We start from the raw sequence: 15,101 nt of genomic DNA, 5'->3' as shown, positions 1-15,101 counted from the left end.
GCTGCTAGGACGCTACTGCGTGGCTGGCCGCGGCCTGGTCGTCGTGCAGCAGGCCGGGCGTGTCCATCATGGCCAGGTGCCCGTTGGCCTTCAGCACCCGGTCTTTGTAGTCGCGGTACACCTTGCGGGCCACCTCCAGGTCGTAGGCGTCCGGATCGAGGCCGTACAGGTTGAAGAAGGAGCGCAGGGCCGCGCGCTCGTTGCCGGTTGCCGCCACCTGGCCCTTGACGAAGAGAATCATCTGCTGCTGAAAGAACTTCTGCAGCATCTCCCCGATTTCGCGGCCGCCGTCAGGCGTGATGCGGTAGTGCTTCAACGCCGTGGGCAGGGCGATGAGCAGGTTCTTCTTGGGGTCGGGTTTGCTTTCCTTCTCCAGTTGGCGAAAGGGCACCTTCTCCACCTTCATGAGCGTGACGCGCCCCATGAAGGTATTCTGGTGAATGTTCAAGGGCTCGGGACCGAACTCAGACAGTAAGAATTGCTTGACGTGGCCGGGTACAGGAATGGCGAAAGTAGGCGTGTTCTTCACGTAGCAGGTGGATTAACTACAGCAAAGCTCGGGGCCAACACGAGCCGATGGTAGGACGGATTTGCACTGGACACAATTCCAGTTCCTAAAGATATTTACATCTGTACTCAGAACCTAAAGGGCATCTTCTCGACCGAATATTTGCACTAATAGACACTAGTTTTGAACAAAAATAAGTGTATATTCAAGCCTCCTTATCATTTAAGCATTAGCCCCTCCCTGCTTCCTATGACCAAGCCTTGGCAAGACCGTATTTTACCGTTTGCAATAGGGGTTATCTTGCTCCTAATATTAACATTTTCATCCTTCTATATTTATCAGATCATTAACATCCAGAGTTATTCTACATCCCCAGCTCATACTCAGACGCTTGTCAGTCTCTTCACATCAGATAAGCAAACACAATCAGAGCAGCGCGTGTACGCACTTGAGCTCATCAGCTTGCTAAATAGGCAACACCACGCCTCAGTCATCATTCGAACTAGAATTTTAGTAATAAGCCTTTCTTTCTTGACGGGCGTTGTCATTTCGTTCCTCGGCAGCATTTTCATCCTGGGCAAATTCTCTGAGTCTGTTAATATCAATGGCGAATTAAAGGAGATAAAAGTCGCTGTTGTTTCAGCCTCGCCAGGAATAATATTAGCTCTTCTGGGAGTCGTTCTTATCGCTATATCTATAACTACTAAGACTAGTTTAGATGTCAAGGACATCCCTGTATACATACAGCCCTATTCAATCTATTCACCAGATGATGCTACTATACAAGCCATGAGGGACATGACTATGGACACAGCAAGTACGGGCACCACCAAGGACACAACCACCAGCAAGCCAAGAAAATGAAATCATCTTTAGCAATCGTGTTCCTGCTGCTCTTGACGCAGTCAGTATGGGCGCAAGGATACATGTCCACGATGCATTCATTGGTTGCGAGCAACAAATCAGACGAAGCTTTTAACTATGGATTTAATATACTAAACCAGCTTAAAGTTAAAAACAAACGCGATTACAACTTGGAGGCGTTAACTTGGATGTGCCTGTCTGCTTCTAGCAATACCCGCTCTCACGTCAACGGATGCCAAGCGTTACGAGACTATTTACTTGCTCATAATGGTCGCTTAGCACACGAAGGCACTTTGAATCAATACAAAGTAAATTTCACTGAGCTGTGCAACAACCGAAAACCTATTTCTGCAATTGGAATCACTGCAAGTCGTTCCCAAGCTGATATAAAACTCGTTCACAAGACAGCTGGTTTGCCAGCCTATGCAGGAATTACATCGAACTTTAAAACATACATAAACCTACGTCATGTTCGAAACCTAAATCTTTACTTTCAAGAATTTGCCGTTGAGCAACTTATGATTAGACCCGAGCCTATATCAAAGCTCATCACCAAGCCTATAGAAGTCAAAGACACCATCAAAGCATTTCGTGCCATTCCCAAAGGCAGCAAAAATGCTATGGAAAAAGTAAAAAGAATATTCCCAAATACCTCGGTTATCATCAGCAATAACTTTATTTTGATAAGCCCGAATTTGTCAGCCTCTCAGATGGACACAACCTGCGAGCTACTTGAAAAGACTTTAGCCTACTACACTAAAACATTTGAATTAGAAGATAGCGAAAATTTCATAACCGTATTTTTATCCAAAAACAGCTATGACGTGGACAACGACATTAATAAAATACATCAAATATCTATTGACAATTATATATTAGGTTTTACTGACCACAACTCATATAGTATTGTAGCATGGCTGCCTTCGCCAACTAAAATTGGAACTTTAAAACACGAGCTTATACATCTGTTACTGCACAATAAGTTATTGCTATCCCCTACTTGGATCGAAGAGGGTCTTGCAACCCTCTTCGAAGAATCTAGATTTATCAATGATGAGCTAATTGGTGTAGGCAATTGGAGGGGCGACTTATTGAAATCAGTAAATCGACTAAATATTCCCACAACGATGTCGCTTATTGACGCAGTTACAAGCGAGGACTCATCGTACAACAATATAGCCTATGCAAACCTAAGGAATTCATTAAATATTAATCATGAATTAATTGGCCAAAACATACAAAGAAATAATATGCATTTTGACAAATACAAATTAGAGAAAATAGAAAAAGTGTTTATAACTAATTTGACAGCCACATCAAAAGATGCATTATCACGATACCTATTCATGTATTTACAATCAACAAATAATCTTTCTCAACTTTATCCAAAGTTACAGAAGAATGAGTTAGGCATAAGCACTTCTGAATACAGTAAACCGCTCAACGTCTTTCTGCAGGTTTGCGGCAGTGAGGACTATACTAAATTCAAATTTCGTTTTATCAACTGGCTTCGAGAAGCTCCAGGTCAAGGAGGTTAAAGGTTGTTTCTCGTACATGAATCCACCCCGCGAAAACCTCCTGGAATCGAGCTTTTTGACACCGTTTTACGGACACATCGTAACCGCTCACGGAAGCGGCGGTTCAGCCTCGTGCCCAACACCACTGCCCCTTTTCGAAGCGGGCAATTTCCCGGCCGCTCACCTTGTCGTAGAGCAAGGCGGTCTTGATGCTGGCCGCGGTCTTTTCCACGTAGCGCTGGTGGCGCTTCAGCTCCACGCTGTAGGGGTCGGCGGCTTGGCGGCCGCCGGGCAAGCCGGGCCGGCCGTACCAGGTGCGGGCGTTGCCGTCCTGGTAGTAGCAGACGAGTTTGGTGTGGGCCTGGTCGATGAATTTCTGCGCCGAGGCGCTGCGGGCGTAAGCCATGGGGAGAGAGAAGTGAGAAACAGAACGAATCAGGCGGTAGCGGCGCGGGGACAGGCCACTTGGGCGTAGAAGAGCTGCAGGGCCTCGGCGCCCAGGGCGCGCATCTTGGCCTCGCAGTCGCGGTAGAGCTGCAGGCGGGTCAGGTGCTGGTAGCGCTTCGGGGCCTCGCGCACGCGGTGCTGCTCCAGCAGCCGCAGGCAGCGCAGCAGCTGGCGCGTCATCACCTTGCGGCGCTGGTTACGCTCGTGGTTCACCAGCCACTGCAGCGTCTGGCCGAAGCCGTGGGGGTTCTCGGCGTCGAAGTAGCCGGTGCCGGCCACGAACTCGGCGAAGGGCATGGGCAGGAACTTGGTGGGGTGGCGGCGCAGGTAGCCCTGCACCAGGTTCAGGCGCTGAATGACCTGGGCGTGGTACCGCTCCCACTGGCCGCGGGTGAGGGCGTCGCCGAAGCCGCCGTACACCCCGTACCAGATGGCTTCCTCGGCCTTCTGCTCCTGGTGGGCCGAGAGCGGCAAGCCCCGGTACACGGTGCTCTTGGCGTAGCGCCAGCAGCGCCGGACCAGGTCGCGGGCCTCGTCCACCGGCAGCAATTCCGGCGGCGTAGCGGGGGCCGCCGCGCCCCCCGCCCCGTTTATTTCTTTCGCCGGTTGGCCGGCCTGGCGGGGCGGTGTAGGCGGCGTGGGCGCCGGTTTCGCGGCGGGCTGCGGCCCTGTGTTGCCAGTCAAAGCCAAGACCGCCGTGATAGTTTTCAACGAATCAACCGCGGTATCAATTTCCTTTTTACCCTGTTTATCCTGACCTACAATATGCGGAACTTTTGTAGCCCCGGCCGGGGCTAAAACGGCCTCGGGCGCTTTTGAGCGGGTTTGTGCCGGCTTGTGCTGCGCGGCCGCTGAGTCTGTTTCCCACAGCAGGTTTGTGCTGATCCACAGCTCGAAGTTGGCGTTGGTGCCGCGGAAGTGGCGGCGCACGATCACGCCGATGCGCGTGAGCTCGGCCAGGTGGTCGCGGATGGCGCGGCTCGACACCTTGCGGGTGCGGGCCAGCGCCTCGTTGTTGGTGCTCACGGGCGGCGGCACCGGCGGGCCGTCCGTGGCCGGCTCCAGCAGAAACGGCGTCTGGCGCACCAAGCGAATCGCCTCCAGCTGGAGGCGCAGCAGCAGCCGCAGCGTGGCCTGCGCCCCGTCGGAGCAGGGCTTGGGCGTGACGTAGTAGCGCTGCAGCTGCGGCACCGTCGAGCCGTCCGCCACCGGCACGTACACGGTGCGGGTGCGCAGCTGCGGCGTCAGGCGGGCCTTAAGCTGATCGAGCAGCGCGGAGGCTGCCCCGAACGCTCGGGTAAGGGTGTAAGGAGTCGGCAACATCTGGCGGGACGTTGGAAGCGTGGTGGAGAGAAAAAGGGGCCGCGAACGGTATGGACGCCAAAATCCATCCGCGGCCGAACCTGCGTGCAGGCCCTGTGCCTCCTGGCCAGCGTCGATGCTGGCGTTGCCCCGGCATTCCCACCCGCGGGGGCGACTTCGTTAGTCGACAGGAGGTTGCCCCCGGCTAAGCCGGCGGCGGTGCAATAGGGGTATCGAAAGGAGCCTTCGCGGCAGGCTCCGGCGCCGTACGGTCCAGCTCCGCCAGCACCAGCCACCGAAAGGCGAGGAGGAACCGGTATTCCTCCCAGTCGCGGCCGTGTTCCCGGGCCTGGTCGTCGAGCCAGGCGAGCAGCTCCACGGGCGAGGGAAACCGGCGCGGCCACGTGGCGGCTGGTGCGGGCGGAGCGTTCATGCTTGTTCGCGCAGGTGCTGCTCCAGCTCCTCGATCTGCTGGGCCAGGTTGCGCGCCTGGGTGGCCCACTGCCGGTAGGCCAGCGAATCCAGGGGCTGCTCGGCCATGTCGCGCTGCACGGCGCGCAGGTCGCGGCGCAGCTGGGCCAGCGTTTGGCCGGCCGCGTCGGCTTGCAGCAAGGTCATGCCGGCTGCCCTCCTTCCCCGCCCAGCCGGCGCTTCAGCTCCGCGATGAGCTGCTGGTGCCGCTCCTGGTCCCGGCGCAGCTGCGGCAGCTGCGCGTCGTAGCGCGGGGCGTGCTTCTCCCCCACCCCGAGCATGTGCTGGATCTGGGTCAGGCGGTTTTCGGCCTCGTGCAGCTCCGCCCGCAGCTTGGCATCGGGCGAGGTCAGGGCCGAGAACGGGAGGACTTCGACGTCCTTGCCGCTCACGCGGCGGATGTACGCCGCGAAGGCCTGCGCTTGCGGCGCATCGGGCGTGGAGGCAAATAAGCGAACCATACGGGCAGGTAGCGAGGAGTGACTAGGAGGCCACCCGCATGGGCGGCGGGGGCATGAGGCGGCTGGTGTCGAAGCCCACGCCCTGGCCGAAGGCGACCAGGGCCGAGCGCGGGATGCGCGGGAAACCGGGGGCGAATTCGAGCGTGTAGAGCGTGATGAGCTTGCCCTTGCGGTCGTACTTGCCCTGCGCAATCCACTTCTGCACCGTCTTGCGGTTGAAGCCGGTGAGCTGGGCCACCTCGTCGATGCTGAGGTAGTCGTCGCCGGCCGCGGGCGGGGGCGCGCCGGCCGCCGGGGCCAGCAGCGCTTCGAGGCGCTTGGCCAGGGCGTCCAGGTCGCCCTTGGTCACGAGGTCGTTCACGTTCATCGGGGGACGGGGGTAGCGGATGAAACAGCGGGGATGTGGGCGGCCTGCCGGCGCTGGCGGGCCGCGGCGAACTGGTCGTTGCCGAGCAGCAGCAGGCGCACGTCCTTGAGGCGGCGCACCTGCGTGTTGGCAAAGCACACGGTGGGCGCTTGGGCCCCGGGCGGCAGCACGCCCATGTTGCAGGCGGCCCAGGCCACCGGGCCGCCGGGCGGGTGGTGGTGGGCGTACTGAAAGCTGAACTGCTCGCCGGTCAGCCCGGTCCAGGTGCCGGTGACCAGCGACAGGCTCGGCACCGGCGTGGGTTGTTCCCACACCCGGAAGCCGAGTTGGCGCAGCAGCTGGGCCACGTGCGGGCCCAGGTCGCGGGGACCGTACGGCGCGTCCATCAGGCCGCGTCGGGTAAGAGCAGGCGGTACTCGCGCCGGCAGTCCGACCAGTCGATTTCGCGGATGCCGGCGGGCAGCTCCGGCACCAGCAGCACCTCGTGCGCGGTGGTGCCCTCCTGCTCGGCCGTGCGCAGGGCGGGCGGCATGGTCCCCCGCACGTACACCGTGAGGTGGCCGCGCTGGTAGGTGTAGCCCAGGATGGGCTCGGGCTGGGGCGCCGGCACCAGGGCCGCGCCGGCGGGCAGCTCCCGCACGCGCAAGCGCTTGCCGGTGCGGGCGTCGGTGAGCGAGAGGGGGCGGTCAAACAAGGGCTTGTGCATGGCTTAATGAGTGCCTTCGATGTGATGACGCAGTTTGTCGGGCGTGTTCAGGCCGCCCATCAGCAGCTCCAGCGTACCCAACTCGATGGCGCGGTGGCCGGCCGTGTCGGGGTGCTTGCCCAGGTCGCTCACGAAGCTGGCCCAGGCGTTGGGCAGGTCGCCGGCGTGGAGGTATTCCAGGGCGCGGTCTTTGGCCCATTGCAGGTGCGCGGCGCGGGTTGTGGTAGCCATAGCGGTTGGGGTTAGGCGACTTGGTCGGGTGATACCACCTGGGGGGCGGCGCTGAACTGGCCGCGGCGGCGCTGCTCGTAGGTCAGCACCAGGGGCGTTTCCTCGCGGTAGTGGGGGTGCGTCACGTTGATTTCGCGGCAGCGGCGCTCCAGCTCCGCCAGCGGCGTGAGCATGACCAGCGCCGGGGGCAGCAGCGTGGCGGTGAGCGTGGCCAGGTCGCGCAGGCACGGCCGACGGGCCGGCTCCTGCGGGTCGGTGTTGAGATGCATAGCGGTAAGGGAAAAGGATGAGTTAGCTCGCGAATAGGGGCGCCGTGGCCCGGGCCGGCGCGGCTGGCAGCAGCTCCGGGGGAATCTGGAACTCGGGCAGGCCGAAGCCGATGAGCGCCACCAGGTGCTCCAGGTTCATCACCCGGCCGATGCGCACGTTGGCCAGCATGGTGGCGGAAGCTTCGTAGTCCGCGCGGACGGCCGTATCGATGGCGCTGGTGGGCAGGTCCTCGATGACCATCGACAGCAGCCGCAGGTATTTCTGACGCTCAGTCATGCTCGTGATTGGCACAATTCACCCGGCAATTGCTTTCTTGCAGCTGCTCGGTACTGTACACCGCACAAACATACGCCTGTTACACACAAGTGATTATACACTTGTGATAAAAAATAAGCAATAGTGCAACAAACAACTATTAATCAACGACTTAAATTTTTGATTGAGACGCTATCAACTAGCGTCAGAGACTTTAGCGAGCAGATTGGGGAAAGCAGTGGCAACACAAACAACTATATCGGCTCCCGACAGCTGGCACCTAAACACGAGTACTTAGCTAAAGTGCTTAAACACTTCAGCAACATAAATGCTCACTGGCTCATTACTGGAGAGGGCGACCCCTTCACTGGTGAGGCTCCGAGCACATCCATCGACATCGACGCCAAGAAGAATAAGGGCAACGTCCAGAGCACGAACAGCGGCTCCAATACCATCAACCACATCACCCTGTCCGAATGCCAGCGTGACTTGGAGGCGGCCCGCAAGGAGGCTGAGCTGCTGCGGGAGCACATGAAGACCAAGGATGCCCTGCTGGACACCAAGGATGCGCTCATCGCAGCCAAGGAGGAGGTGCTAACACTGCTGCGGGGCAGCCATAACCGCCCGAATTGATCTTTACTGGTATGACTAGCTTCTCACAACGATACTCCTACAACCGTCCTAACCAAGAAATACTGATTCGGGAAGACGCGCCCAAGGGCTTACGAGAGTTCGTCGTCGAACTTGCGTACGGCACCGGCTATCACGAACCTGATCTACTCGACGTCATCTGCGCCACTCTGCACCGCAGAAAGTCTGATTTGGTAATCTGGCTTCCTGATTATCGAAAAGAAGTTATCAAATTCATCAAATCCTGCTCATGGAATAAAGTCTACGATATCATAGAAGCTCTATACAAATCTTCCACGCAGCCAGAAGCTTTTGCCGAAGAGATTAACAGCTTTTTTTTCAGCAACGGGATAGGTTGGCAGTTAGAAGACGGTCACATTAAACACAGAGGCGACGAAGGATTTGAAAGCCAGTTGCGACAGGCAGAACAAGTTCTTACAGCGGCTAATCTGCCGACGGCCAGAACGCAGATACACGAAGCCATCAATGACCTTTCACGTATGCCAAAGGCAGATGTTACTGGAGCTATCCAACACGCTTTGGCTTGCTTAGAGTGCGTTGCACGGGAGTCTGTCGGTGGATCTAAGGAAACGCTTGGGGCACTCATCAAGAAAAACAAGGGAATCGTCCCTCCTCCTCTTGACAGCGTAATCGAGAAAGTATGGGGATTCTCTTCTGAGCAGGGCCGTCACTTGGTAGAAGGTGGAGAACCCAGCTTCGAAGAAGCCGAGCTACTCGTTGGCCTTTCAGCGTCTCTTTCAACATACCTAGCGCGAAAACTTCAGGGCAAGCCCTTGCCCAGCTAATCGCGGTTGCCACATCTCATTACGCCTTCCGCCTCCTACCCCTGGAGCCGCAGCTGCCCGCATGAGCACGTGAAGACCAAGGATGCCCTGCTGGACACCAAGGATGCGCTCGTCGCGGCTAAGGACTAGGTAATCAGCTTGTTACGAGTTAGCCACAATCGCCCTAACTAGTATTCCTAATTCTGGACTCACATCCCATTTTTAGAAAATTCATTTATTACGGGTTCGTATAAGTATTTCCTCTTTTTTCTGCATTACTTAGTATCGTGCAAACTGTATAGTACAGTATCAATCTATTGCAGTGCATGCAATGGATTCTTTGGCTGCTTTCAGCTTTCGTCGTGCTAGTAAGCGACACGGCCTTCGCTTTCGTAATTCAATTCCTACTCTTTAATGGTCCGAGTAACTGTTGACTCTAGTAACATTGCTTCTATCGGCTATTCAGATGCTGATAGAATCCTAGAAGTAGAATTCCTGAATGGTAGTATCTACCACTACTACGGAGTGCCAGCGCACGTTCACGCCGGCATTATGGGAGCCGATTCGCACGGCAAATATCTAAACTCCGAAATCAAAGGCACTTACGGTTACGACCGGCTGGCATAGTGTTCCACGCTTAAAAGACCTGCTGTTCGACGCACCTACGAGGAACAGCAGGAAACGTGCTCTTTTCCTACTCGCTTACCGCTTACGCATAAGGCATTATGCTGCTTACCAAACTCACGATCAAAAATTTCAAGTGCCACGATAGCTTGGTCTTGAACAACCTCGATCCGCTGTGCATCATCATCGGGGAGAATGATTGTGGTAAGACAATCGTCCTTGATGCCATTGAAGCATTGCTTAGCCCCCAACCCTGCAAGGCCGACGACTACCGCACAATCGAGGATATAATAGCTGAGAAAGTTGAGTTGATAGGCGACTTTGTGCTTGATCATACTGACACCCTACCAGAGCATCTACGGCGAAGCGCTACGCATTTCCGCCTCACGAAGATTTGCACCAAGTCCTCCACGCGGTTTTTTGTAGATGGAGACGGATATGACCATGATGGAGCTAATAGTTTCCATGCTCAAACGGTGCCCGTTAAACAGGAAATCCTTGCTAGTCTTGGCGTTGCCAAGCCAGCTAAAACAATACCCAAGCTACAAGAACAGTTTAACGAACTGGTAGAGCAGGGTGTGCTTAAGAAGGACATAAGATCCGTTTTTACACCCTACGCCGATATCCGGCCCTTTTTACCTCGTGTCGAGCGCTTTTCTTCAGAAGATTACACTGATCCACAAACGGTTATACAACGCGGGTTAAAATCCGTGGCGTTGTCCGTAATGAAGCCTTTAGATACGACCACCGGCGAGCATGTGGAGGTAGAAGAACTGCAGCAAGTTCGTTTCAATATCACAGCTGCCCTAGATGACGAAATCAGGAAGGCGAAAGAGACTATCAGCCGAATCATTCCCGGGCTGGAGACAGTCAATATCATTCCAACTATTGATTTCGGCAACGCCCTCACCAATGTCCAACTGGCTATCAACGCGGGCAGTGGGCGGCGCAATGCTGCTTTATTCGGCCAAGGCACAAACCGCCGCTTATGGCTGGGCCTGCTGGACTGGCAACGCCAAGTAGAACGTGAAAACGCTGTCGGGGGCGTCATTTACTTATACGACGAGCCAGAAACTAACCTACATTACAACGCCCAGCAGCAGCTGTTTAAGCATATTTCTGATCGAAGCCGCGACGCAGTACCAGCGCAGAGCATTGTATGCACGCACTCGGTTCACCTCATCGACCGTGCCCCAGCTGACGCAATTCTTCTGCTTGAAGGCATCGGTGCCAGTCGTCGTCAAACCCGGCGCATTGATGGCGACACCGCTGAAAACATGCGCACCTTCTTTGACAGAATTGGTCGGAATTTGGGGTTATCCAACACGGCTCTGCTGTATGAGAAGGCCTTTTTAGTAGTAGAAGGCGCAACAGAGGATGAGGCGCTCCCTATTCTGTACCATACACTGTATGGCCGCACGCCAGCTGAGGACGGTATTGTGTTGGTGAATCTTTACAGCTGTAGCGCTTGGCCCACTGCTATGCGCATCTTGCTAAAAAGTCGCCAGGAATTCGTGCAAATGCTACTTGACCAAGATTGCACTTCGCCACACTCATCGGCCGATTTAACAATTGAACGCTTAGTTGAAGAAGGATGCTCAGAAACCTTCTTAGTCGAGCAAATTTCTTTTGTTGGCACAAAAGAATACGAAGATGCCTTCAGCAATGAAGTGATCCTAGCTGCTCTTAATGATACGTACCATCGCGAAGATGGCCGTGCATGGAATGATGTTGACATCGAGGCATTAAGATTGGAGCCCAAGTTCTCAGACGCTGTGATGAAGTCTCTGAAAACTCACTGTCAACCCATCCTTCGCTCGAAAGCAACAAAGCCCAAAATTGCGGTGGCTGTTGCCTCAAAGTGTACTGCAGCTGATGTGCCTACCGCAATTAAGCAAGCTTTCTATTTGCTGCGTCGACGTGCTGGCTTGGAGTCCACCGTTACGACCTCGCCAGTGGTTCTTACTAGTTCACCGTTTGAGCGCCCACTTTCGGATGAAAATCCTGCTTAGCAATAGCTTGGTTTTCATTTCTAAGTCCTTTGCCTGCTGCTACCTATTGCTGTGACTTTTTACGTGCTAGGAAGCGACACGGTCTTCGCTCCCATTATTTCCATTTTTCTTACCATGCCTGACGATTTAACCAATCGCGGCCCGGCCGATAGAGCCCGGGTCAATGTGAACGAACCGCACGAGCGCCGCTACTGGTGCCGTGAATTCAACTGCAGCGAGGCGCAGCTTCGTGCGGCTGTAGAAGCTGTAGGCGTTATGGCGGATAAAGTCCGCCGGTACATAGCAGGCCACTAACCTTTTACCCAGCCCCTCCACCAGCCGGTACTGGTGGAGGGGCATTAACTACCGTGATGCATGCGCAAAGCGATACTTATTGCAGCACTCTTCTTTTCATCCATTTGCCTTCATGCACAAACGTGGCGCGACTCCGTCGAAACGTCATTTGCAGATGCCGCTGATGATGCCAAGCTTGCTGGCCTGACCAAGCTCGATACCAAGTATGGCTTCCGGGACTTGAAGTTTGGAACCACCGTTGCATCTGTCAAAGGCTTGGCCCTGCTTGAAAGCAAAGGCGGCATGCGAGTTTATACCCGCGTAACCGATTCCAAGAAGGTTGGCAACTTCCAGGTATCACGTATTCTTTACTACTTCTACCGCGGTCAGCTGAGTAGTATCCGCCTCGACACCAAAGGCTATCTAAATAGCCGTGGCGTACTGGCAGCTTTTCAGGGCCTGTATGGCCCCGGCGAACAAGACAACGAGTACATAGAAGAATACTCGTGGGTAGGTGACCGGGTAGTGATGAATTACGAAGAAAACTCGGTCAGCAACAATGCCACCATCTACCTATTCAGCAGGAGCATGCTGGAGCGGCAGCGAGTTGATGAGGAAAAGGCCGCCCAAAAGGCTGGCGCTGATTTGTAACTCCTATCACCAGCCCTCGAAAAGCACTGCTACATTAAGTTTCCTTTCCCCATGAGGCACATTTTACTTTTTTCATCACTTCTACTGGCTTCCTGTACCCGGTCTGGCACTGACAGCTTCTACTCCGATCCAACAGCCACAGCCTCTGTGGCTGAGCGTCAGTTGACCTACGCTGAACAGCGCCAGTTGCTTGGCCAGCAAGAAGGCCGTGGCTGGGCAAGGTTTATTAACTACAACGGTCTTAGCAACCGCGGTAATCTTATTGGCCAAACCGTTATCGAGGGAGTAGTAACCAGCTCTGCTTCCGTAGCCACCTACAAAGACCTGGTACTGCACGTTGTCTTCGCCTCCAAAACCGGAACGCCGCTCAGCGAGCAAGACGTGGTGATTTATGAGTTTTTGCAGCCCGGCGGCTCCGTCAGACTCAAGCACAAATTCAATACCCCTGCCGACGCGGCGACGGTTCAATACGACATTACCGGTGCGGATTACTCCATTCGGTAACTCTTTTTGGCAATTCTTCTTTTCTCACATTAAATTTTAATACGATGTCTGGTTCTGGTGGCGGTGGCAATGGTGGTGGAGGTATTGGCGGTGGTAGTGGCGGCGGAAATGGCGGTGGCGGTGGTATGAGTGCAGATGCTTGCCTGCTTCTTTTCAAGCGCAAGGCACTCTCGTCACCTAATCCGGTAGCCCTAGGTGCGCTAAAAAAAGGAGACCGACTTTTGGTTGAATCACGCGGGACGGCATTAGAGATAGTATCACCTGGCGGCGTTGTTTGCGGGCGAATCATCTCTGATATTGAAGATGTTATCGCCTGTATAGAAGCTGGCAATGACTATGTCGCCATAGTGGAAGATGTTGCTTCTGGCAGGTGCACCGTAACTATTCGTCACCAATAAAGCCTGTACACATGCTAACTGTAGTTGGCGGTACGTACCGCGAAATCTGTCACGAGCCGCACTGGGATGAACTTTATGGTTCAGGGCTACGCGCTGCTGAGGTCATTTCCCATTTCGCGGGCGCAGCACGATATGTCACGCTGGTGGGTGCTGATGAGCAGCGCGAATTGGCCTTCAAATCCAAAGCACTACACCTAGACTCTGAGAGCGAGCGTATAGCAACTACCGTCCGGTTCGAGTATACTCATCCTCTCGCCACGCCCTACATTTACCCATCCGTAGAGCGGCTTGTTGAGCAACGGCATGACCTGGGTGTCACAGCACAGCACTTGCTTCGTTTCGGCATGTTGGAAGGGAATGCCGTGGTGCACGGCGAGTATGTTGTATACGACCCTCAATCTCCAAACAACCCGGCCCACTTCGAACAGAATGGCTCTACTGCCCAGCATTTGGCTGTTATCCTTAACCTTGGGGAGGGGAGGCTGCTCACTGGTCAAGAGGAAGTAGATTCGATTGGCCAGGCGCTTTTGGCCAGAGGAGCCGAAGTAGTAGTAGTTAAGCAGGGAGCTGCCGGCGCTACGGTGTTTGAAGCCTCGCAAAAAAAGACAGTTCCCGCTTATAAAACGGCGGCAGTGTGGCCCATTGGCTCAGGTGACGTCTTCTCGGCCGCGTTTGCCTATTACTGGATGGACCAGCAACTTGCTCCTGATAAGGCGGCAGACCTTGCGTCACGTGCCACAGCTTACTACTGTCAAACGCTGAGCCTGCATATCCCCAGTGAGGCAGAGGATTTTCAATCTTTGGGGATAACTCCGCTGTCTTCTGAGAAGCGCACGCCCAAATATGTCTACCTCGCTGGGCCATTCTTCACCATGGCAGAAAGGTGGCTGATCAACGAGAGTCGGCTATCCCTCCGGCAGACGGGTAACACTGTGTTCTCACCACTGCATGATGTAGGCCACGGCTTAGCGGACGACGTTGTCCCGCTAGACATCCAAGCCCTCGATAAGTCCGACGCTGTCTTTGCCATTGTCGACGGGCTCGATTCCGGTACTCTCTTCGAATTGGGCTATGCTCGTGCAAAAGGCATCCCCGTGGTAGCTTTTGTGCAAAATGAAACGGCCGAAAACCTTAAGATGCTGCAGGGGACCGGCTGCGTTATCTGCTCTGACTTCTCGACGGCCATATACACGCTGAACTGGTTGACGTGAAACGAGCAATACTACTGTCTGGGGGCATTGATTCAATAGCGCTTTCCTATTGGTTGAAACCCGAGCTAGCCATTACCATCGACTACGGACAGTTGCCGTACCAGGGTGAGTTGCGCGCTGCCACGCAAATCACCCAGCAGTTGGGAATCGACCATCATTTGCTAAGGATCAATTGCGAAGCTATTGGCTCCGGTGACTTGTCCGGCAAGGCCCCAAACCCGTTCGCTCCTGCCTCGGAGTGGTGGCCATATCGTAATCAGTTATTGCTAACAGCTTGTGCAATGAAGGCCATCGACTTAGGGGTGACGGAAATTCTTATTGGAACCGTGGCCAATGACGGCTTCCACAAGGATGGCACCCCGGAATTTGTGCGCATGATGAATGATGTCGTCTCCTACCAAGAGGGTCATCTGACGGTAAGTGCCCCTGCAATTGGAATGACCTCTACCGAGTTGGTTAGGCAGGCACAAATCCCCGAAGAGCTGTTATTTTGGGCCCACTCCTGCCACAAATCAGACTATGCTTGTGGTAACTGCCGGGGATGCAACAAGTACCGAAACGTAATGCACGAACTGTATGGGTCTGACTCAACTTCTAGCTGACCCAAAACCTCG

Annotated in this window: 25 protein-coding genes; 13 read left to right on the top strand and 12 right to left on the bottom strand. The window is 54.8% G+C overall.

What is annotated here, in order from left to right; translation table 11 throughout:
- Window positions 1-4: 4 nt before the first annotated feature.
- A complete protein-coding gene (locus ACYVKQ_RS10200; RefSeq protein ID WP_460578054.1) occupies window positions 5-529 on the bottom strand; it encodes a hypothetical protein in 525 nt (174 codons plus the stop codon).
- A gap of 228 nt (window positions 530-757) precedes the next feature.
- Here ACYVKQ_RS10200 and ACYVKQ_RS10195 point away from each other — a divergent pair, with 228 nt between their 5' ends.
- Window positions 758-1,372, top strand: a complete 615-nt coding sequence (locus ACYVKQ_RS10195) for a hypothetical protein (RefSeq protein WP_460578053.1) — start codon at window positions 758-760, stop codon at window positions 1,370-1,372.
- Entirely contained in the window at window positions 1,369-2,910 is a 1,542-nt protein-coding gene (locus ACYVKQ_RS10190) for a hypothetical protein (protein ID WP_460578052.1), read from the top strand. Before ACYVKQ_RS10195 ends, ACYVKQ_RS10190 begins: the two co-directional genes overlap by 4 nt.
- Before the next feature lie 103 nt (window positions 2,911-3,013).
- On the opposite strand, the gene ACYVKQ_RS10185 is transcribed toward ACYVKQ_RS10190, so the two are convergent.
- From ACYVKQ_RS10185 to ACYVKQ_RS10135, 11 genes are all read right to left on the bottom strand, one after another.
- The gene (locus tag ACYVKQ_RS10185; RefSeq protein ID WP_460578051.1) at window positions 3,014-3,295 is read right to left on the bottom strand and encodes a hypothetical protein; all 282 of its coding nucleotides are present in this window, start codon (window positions 3,293-3,295) and stop codon (window positions 3,014-3,016) included.
- Between the two features lie 29 nt (window positions 3,296-3,324).
- Window positions 3,325-4,659 carry a hypothetical protein gene (locus tag ACYVKQ_RS10180; RefSeq protein ID WP_460578050.1) on the bottom strand — a complete coding sequence of 445 codons (1,335 nt, stop codon included), beginning with the start codon at window positions 4,657-4,659 and terminating at the stop codon, window positions 3,325-3,327.
- Between the two features lie 184 nt (window positions 4,660-4,843).
- On the bottom strand, window positions 4,844-5,071 hold the full coding sequence (locus ACYVKQ_RS10175) for a hypothetical protein (protein WP_460578049.1): 228 nt from the start codon (window positions 5,069-5,071) through the stop codon (window positions 4,844-4,846).
- Complete coding sequence (locus ACYVKQ_RS10170; protein ID WP_460578048.1) at window positions 5,068-5,256, bottom strand: hypothetical protein; 189 nt, start codon at window positions 5,254-5,256, stop codon at window positions 5,068-5,070. Before ACYVKQ_RS10170 ends, ACYVKQ_RS10175 begins: the two co-directional genes overlap by 4 nt.
- The gene (locus ACYVKQ_RS10165) at window positions 5,253-5,570 is read right to left on the bottom strand and encodes a hypothetical protein (RefSeq protein ID WP_460578047.1); all 318 of its coding nucleotides are present in this window, start codon (window positions 5,568-5,570) and stop codon (window positions 5,253-5,255) included. The genes ACYVKQ_RS10170 and ACYVKQ_RS10165 overlap by 4 nt, the downstream gene beginning before the upstream one ends.
- Window positions 5,571-5,592: 22 nt before the next feature.
- Window positions 5,593-5,937, bottom strand: a complete 345-nt coding sequence (locus ACYVKQ_RS10160) for a helix-turn-helix domain-containing protein (protein WP_460578046.1) — start codon at window positions 5,935-5,937, stop codon at window positions 5,593-5,595.
- Window positions 5,934-6,323, bottom strand: a complete 390-nt coding sequence (locus ACYVKQ_RS10155) for a hypothetical protein (RefSeq protein WP_460578045.1) — start codon at window positions 6,321-6,323, stop codon at window positions 5,934-5,936. The genes ACYVKQ_RS10160 and ACYVKQ_RS10155 overlap by 4 nt, the downstream gene beginning before the upstream one ends.
- Complete coding sequence (locus tag ACYVKQ_RS10150; protein WP_460578044.1) at window positions 6,323-6,643, bottom strand: hypothetical protein; 321 nt, start codon at window positions 6,641-6,643, stop codon at window positions 6,323-6,325. The genes ACYVKQ_RS10155 and ACYVKQ_RS10150 overlap by 1 nt, the downstream gene beginning before the upstream one ends.
- A 3-nt stretch (window positions 6,644-6,646) precedes the next feature.
- Window positions 6,647-6,874 (bottom strand): hypothetical protein, encoded by a 228-nt coding sequence (locus tag ACYVKQ_RS10145; protein ID WP_460578043.1) that lies wholly within the window; start codon window positions 6,872-6,874, stop codon window positions 6,647-6,649.
- An 11-nt stretch (window positions 6,875-6,885) separates the two neighbouring features.
- Window positions 6,886-7,143, bottom strand: coding sequence for a hypothetical protein (locus ACYVKQ_RS10140; protein WP_460578042.1), 258 nt, complete (start codon window positions 7,141-7,143; stop codon window positions 6,886-6,888).
- 22 nt (window positions 7,144-7,165) lie between these two features.
- Window positions 7,166-7,420 (bottom strand): hypothetical protein, encoded by a 255-nt coding sequence (locus ACYVKQ_RS10135; protein WP_460578041.1) that lies wholly within the window; start codon window positions 7,418-7,420, stop codon window positions 7,166-7,168.
- Between the two features lie 159 nt (window positions 7,421-7,579).
- On the opposite strand from ACYVKQ_RS10135, the gene ACYVKQ_RS10130 reads away from it, so the two are divergent.
- The 11 genes from ACYVKQ_RS10130 to ACYVKQ_RS10080 all read left to right on the top strand — a co-directional run bounded on the left by ACYVKQ_RS10130 (window position 7,580) and on the right by ACYVKQ_RS10080 (window position 15,089).
- Entirely contained in the window at window positions 7,580-8,032 is a 453-nt protein-coding gene (locus ACYVKQ_RS10130) for a hypothetical protein (protein ID WP_460578040.1), read from the top strand.
- Between the two features lie 11 nt (window positions 8,033-8,043).
- Window positions 8,044-8,835 carry an AbiJ-NTD4 domain-containing protein gene (locus ACYVKQ_RS10125; RefSeq protein ID WP_460578039.1) on the top strand — a complete coding sequence of 264 codons (792 nt, stop codon included), beginning with the start codon at window positions 8,044-8,046 and terminating at the stop codon, window positions 8,833-8,835.
- Between the two features lie 6 nt (window positions 8,836-8,841).
- Window positions 8,842-8,964, top strand: a complete 123-nt coding sequence (locus ACYVKQ_RS10120; protein ID WP_460578038.1) for a hypothetical protein — start codon at window positions 8,842-8,844, stop codon at window positions 8,962-8,964.
- 264 nt (window positions 8,965-9,228) lie between these two features.
- Window positions 9,229-9,441 (top strand): KTSC domain-containing protein, encoded by a 213-nt coding sequence (locus ACYVKQ_RS10115; RefSeq protein ID WP_460578037.1) that lies wholly within the window; start codon window positions 9,229-9,231, stop codon window positions 9,439-9,441.
- A 98-nt stretch (window positions 9,442-9,539) separates the two neighbouring features.
- On the top strand, window positions 9,540-11,450 hold the full coding sequence (locus tag ACYVKQ_RS10110) for an ATP-dependent nuclease (protein WP_460578036.1): 1,911 nt from the start codon (window positions 9,540-9,542) through the stop codon (window positions 11,448-11,450).
- Window positions 11,451-11,501: 51 nt separating this feature from the next.
- Entirely contained in the window at window positions 11,502-11,744 is a 243-nt protein-coding gene (locus ACYVKQ_RS10105) for a DUF3606 domain-containing protein (protein WP_460578035.1), read from the top strand.
- A gap of 60 nt (window positions 11,745-11,804) precedes the next feature.
- Window positions 11,805-12,374 carry a hypothetical protein gene (locus ACYVKQ_RS10100; RefSeq protein WP_460578034.1) on the top strand — a complete coding sequence of 190 codons (570 nt, stop codon included), beginning with the start codon at window positions 11,805-11,807 and terminating at the stop codon, window positions 12,372-12,374.
- Between the two features lie 51 nt (window positions 12,375-12,425).
- Window positions 12,426-12,878, top strand: a complete 453-nt coding sequence (locus ACYVKQ_RS10095) for a hypothetical protein (protein ID WP_460578033.1) — start codon at window positions 12,426-12,428, stop codon at window positions 12,876-12,878.
- 44 nt (window positions 12,879-12,922) lie between these two features.
- Complete coding sequence (locus ACYVKQ_RS10090) at window positions 12,923-13,276, top strand: hypothetical protein (protein ID WP_460578032.1); 354 nt, start codon at window positions 12,923-12,925, stop codon at window positions 13,274-13,276.
- An 11-nt stretch (window positions 13,277-13,287) separates the two neighbouring features.
- Window positions 13,288-14,487 (top strand): PfkB family carbohydrate kinase, encoded by a 1,200-nt coding sequence (locus ACYVKQ_RS10085; RefSeq protein ID WP_460578031.1) that lies wholly within the window; start codon window positions 13,288-13,290, stop codon window positions 14,485-14,487.
- Window positions 14,484-15,089, top strand: coding sequence for an adenine nucleotide alpha hydrolase family protein (locus ACYVKQ_RS10080; RefSeq protein ID WP_460578030.1), 606 nt, complete (start codon window positions 14,484-14,486; stop codon window positions 15,087-15,089). Before ACYVKQ_RS10085 ends, ACYVKQ_RS10080 begins: the two co-directional genes overlap by 4 nt.
- The last annotated feature ends 12 nt before the right edge of the window (window positions 15,090-15,101 follow it).

The sequence above is a fragment of the Hymenobacter coalescens genome (assembly GCF_054783195.1).
The sequence above is the reverse complement of the archived record's forward strand: the minus strand, read 5'-3'. Positions and strand labels throughout refer to the sequence as shown.

What these genes read in the sequence shown, in the direction of transcription:
- ACYVKQ_RS10125 (WP_460578039.1), top strand. Translation starts at nt 8,044, where the DNA reads ATGACTAGCTTCTCACAACGATACTCCTACAACCGTCCTAACCAAGAA.
- ACYVKQ_RS10100 (WP_460578034.1), top strand. Translation starts at nt 11,805, where the DNA reads ATGCGCAAAGCGATACTTATTGCAGCACTCTTCTTTTCATCCATTTGC.
- ACYVKQ_RS10135 (WP_460578041.1), bottom strand. Translation starts at nt 7,420, where the DNA reads ATGACTGAGCGTCAGAAATACCTGCGGCTGCTGTCGATGGTCATCGAG.
- ACYVKQ_RS10150 (WP_460578044.1), bottom strand. Translation starts at nt 6,643, where the DNA reads ATGCACAAGCCCTTGTTTGACCGCCCCCTCTCGCTCACCGACGCCCGC.
- ACYVKQ_RS10140 (WP_460578042.1), bottom strand. Translation starts at nt 7,143, where the DNA reads ATGCATCTCAACACCGACCCGCAGGAGCCGGCCCGTCGGCCGTGCCTG.
- ACYVKQ_RS10155 (WP_460578045.1), bottom strand. Translation starts at nt 6,323, where the DNA reads ATGGACGCGCCGTACGGTCCCCGCGACCTGGGCCCGCACGTGGCCCAG.
- ACYVKQ_RS10110 (WP_460578036.1), top strand. Translation starts at nt 9,540, where the DNA reads ATGCTGCTTACCAAACTCACGATCAAAAATTTCAAGTGCCACGATAGC.
- ACYVKQ_RS10175 (WP_460578049.1), bottom strand. Translation starts at nt 5,071, where the DNA reads ATGAACGCTCCGCCCGCACCAGCCGCCACGTGGCCGCGCCGGTTTCCC.
- ACYVKQ_RS10090 (WP_460578032.1), top strand. Translation starts at nt 12,923, where the DNA reads ATGTCTGGTTCTGGTGGCGGTGGCAATGGTGGTGGAGGTATTGGCGGT.
- ACYVKQ_RS10190 (WP_460578052.1), top strand. Translation starts at nt 1,369, where the DNA reads ATGAAATCATCTTTAGCAATCGTGTTCCTGCTGCTCTTGACGCAGTCA.
- ACYVKQ_RS10085 (WP_460578031.1), top strand. Translation starts at nt 13,288, where the DNA reads ATGCTAACTGTAGTTGGCGGTACGTACCGCGAAATCTGTCACGAGCCG.
- ACYVKQ_RS10165 (WP_460578047.1), bottom strand. Translation starts at nt 5,570, where the DNA reads ATGGTTCGCTTATTTGCCTCCACGCCCGATGCGCCGCAAGCGCAGGCC.
- ACYVKQ_RS10170 (WP_460578048.1), bottom strand. Translation starts at nt 5,256, where the DNA reads ATGACCTTGCTGCAAGCCGACGCGGCCGGCCAAACGCTGGCCCAGCTG.
- ACYVKQ_RS10185 (WP_460578051.1), bottom strand. Translation starts at nt 3,295, where the DNA reads ATGGCTTACGCCCGCAGCGCCTCGGCGCAGAAATTCATCGACCAGGCC.
- ACYVKQ_RS10095 (WP_460578033.1), top strand. Translation starts at nt 12,426, where the DNA reads ATGAGGCACATTTTACTTTTTTCATCACTTCTACTGGCTTCCTGTACC.
- ACYVKQ_RS10160 (WP_460578046.1), bottom strand. Translation starts at nt 5,937, where the DNA reads ATGAACGTGAACGACCTCGTGACCAAGGGCGACCTGGACGCCCTGGCC.
- ACYVKQ_RS10180 (WP_460578050.1), bottom strand. Translation starts at nt 4,659, where the DNA reads ATGTTGCCGACTCCTTACACCCTTACCCGAGCGTTCGGGGCAGCCTCC.
- ACYVKQ_RS10115 (WP_460578037.1), top strand. Translation starts at nt 9,229, where the DNA reads ATGGTCCGAGTAACTGTTGACTCTAGTAACATTGCTTCTATCGGCTAT.
- ACYVKQ_RS10195 (WP_460578053.1), top strand. Translation starts at nt 758, where the DNA reads ATGACCAAGCCTTGGCAAGACCGTATTTTACCGTTTGCAATAGGGGTT.
- ACYVKQ_RS10145 (WP_460578043.1), bottom strand. Translation starts at nt 6,874, where the DNA reads ATGGCTACCACAACCCGCGCCGCGCACCTGCAATGGGCCAAAGACCGC.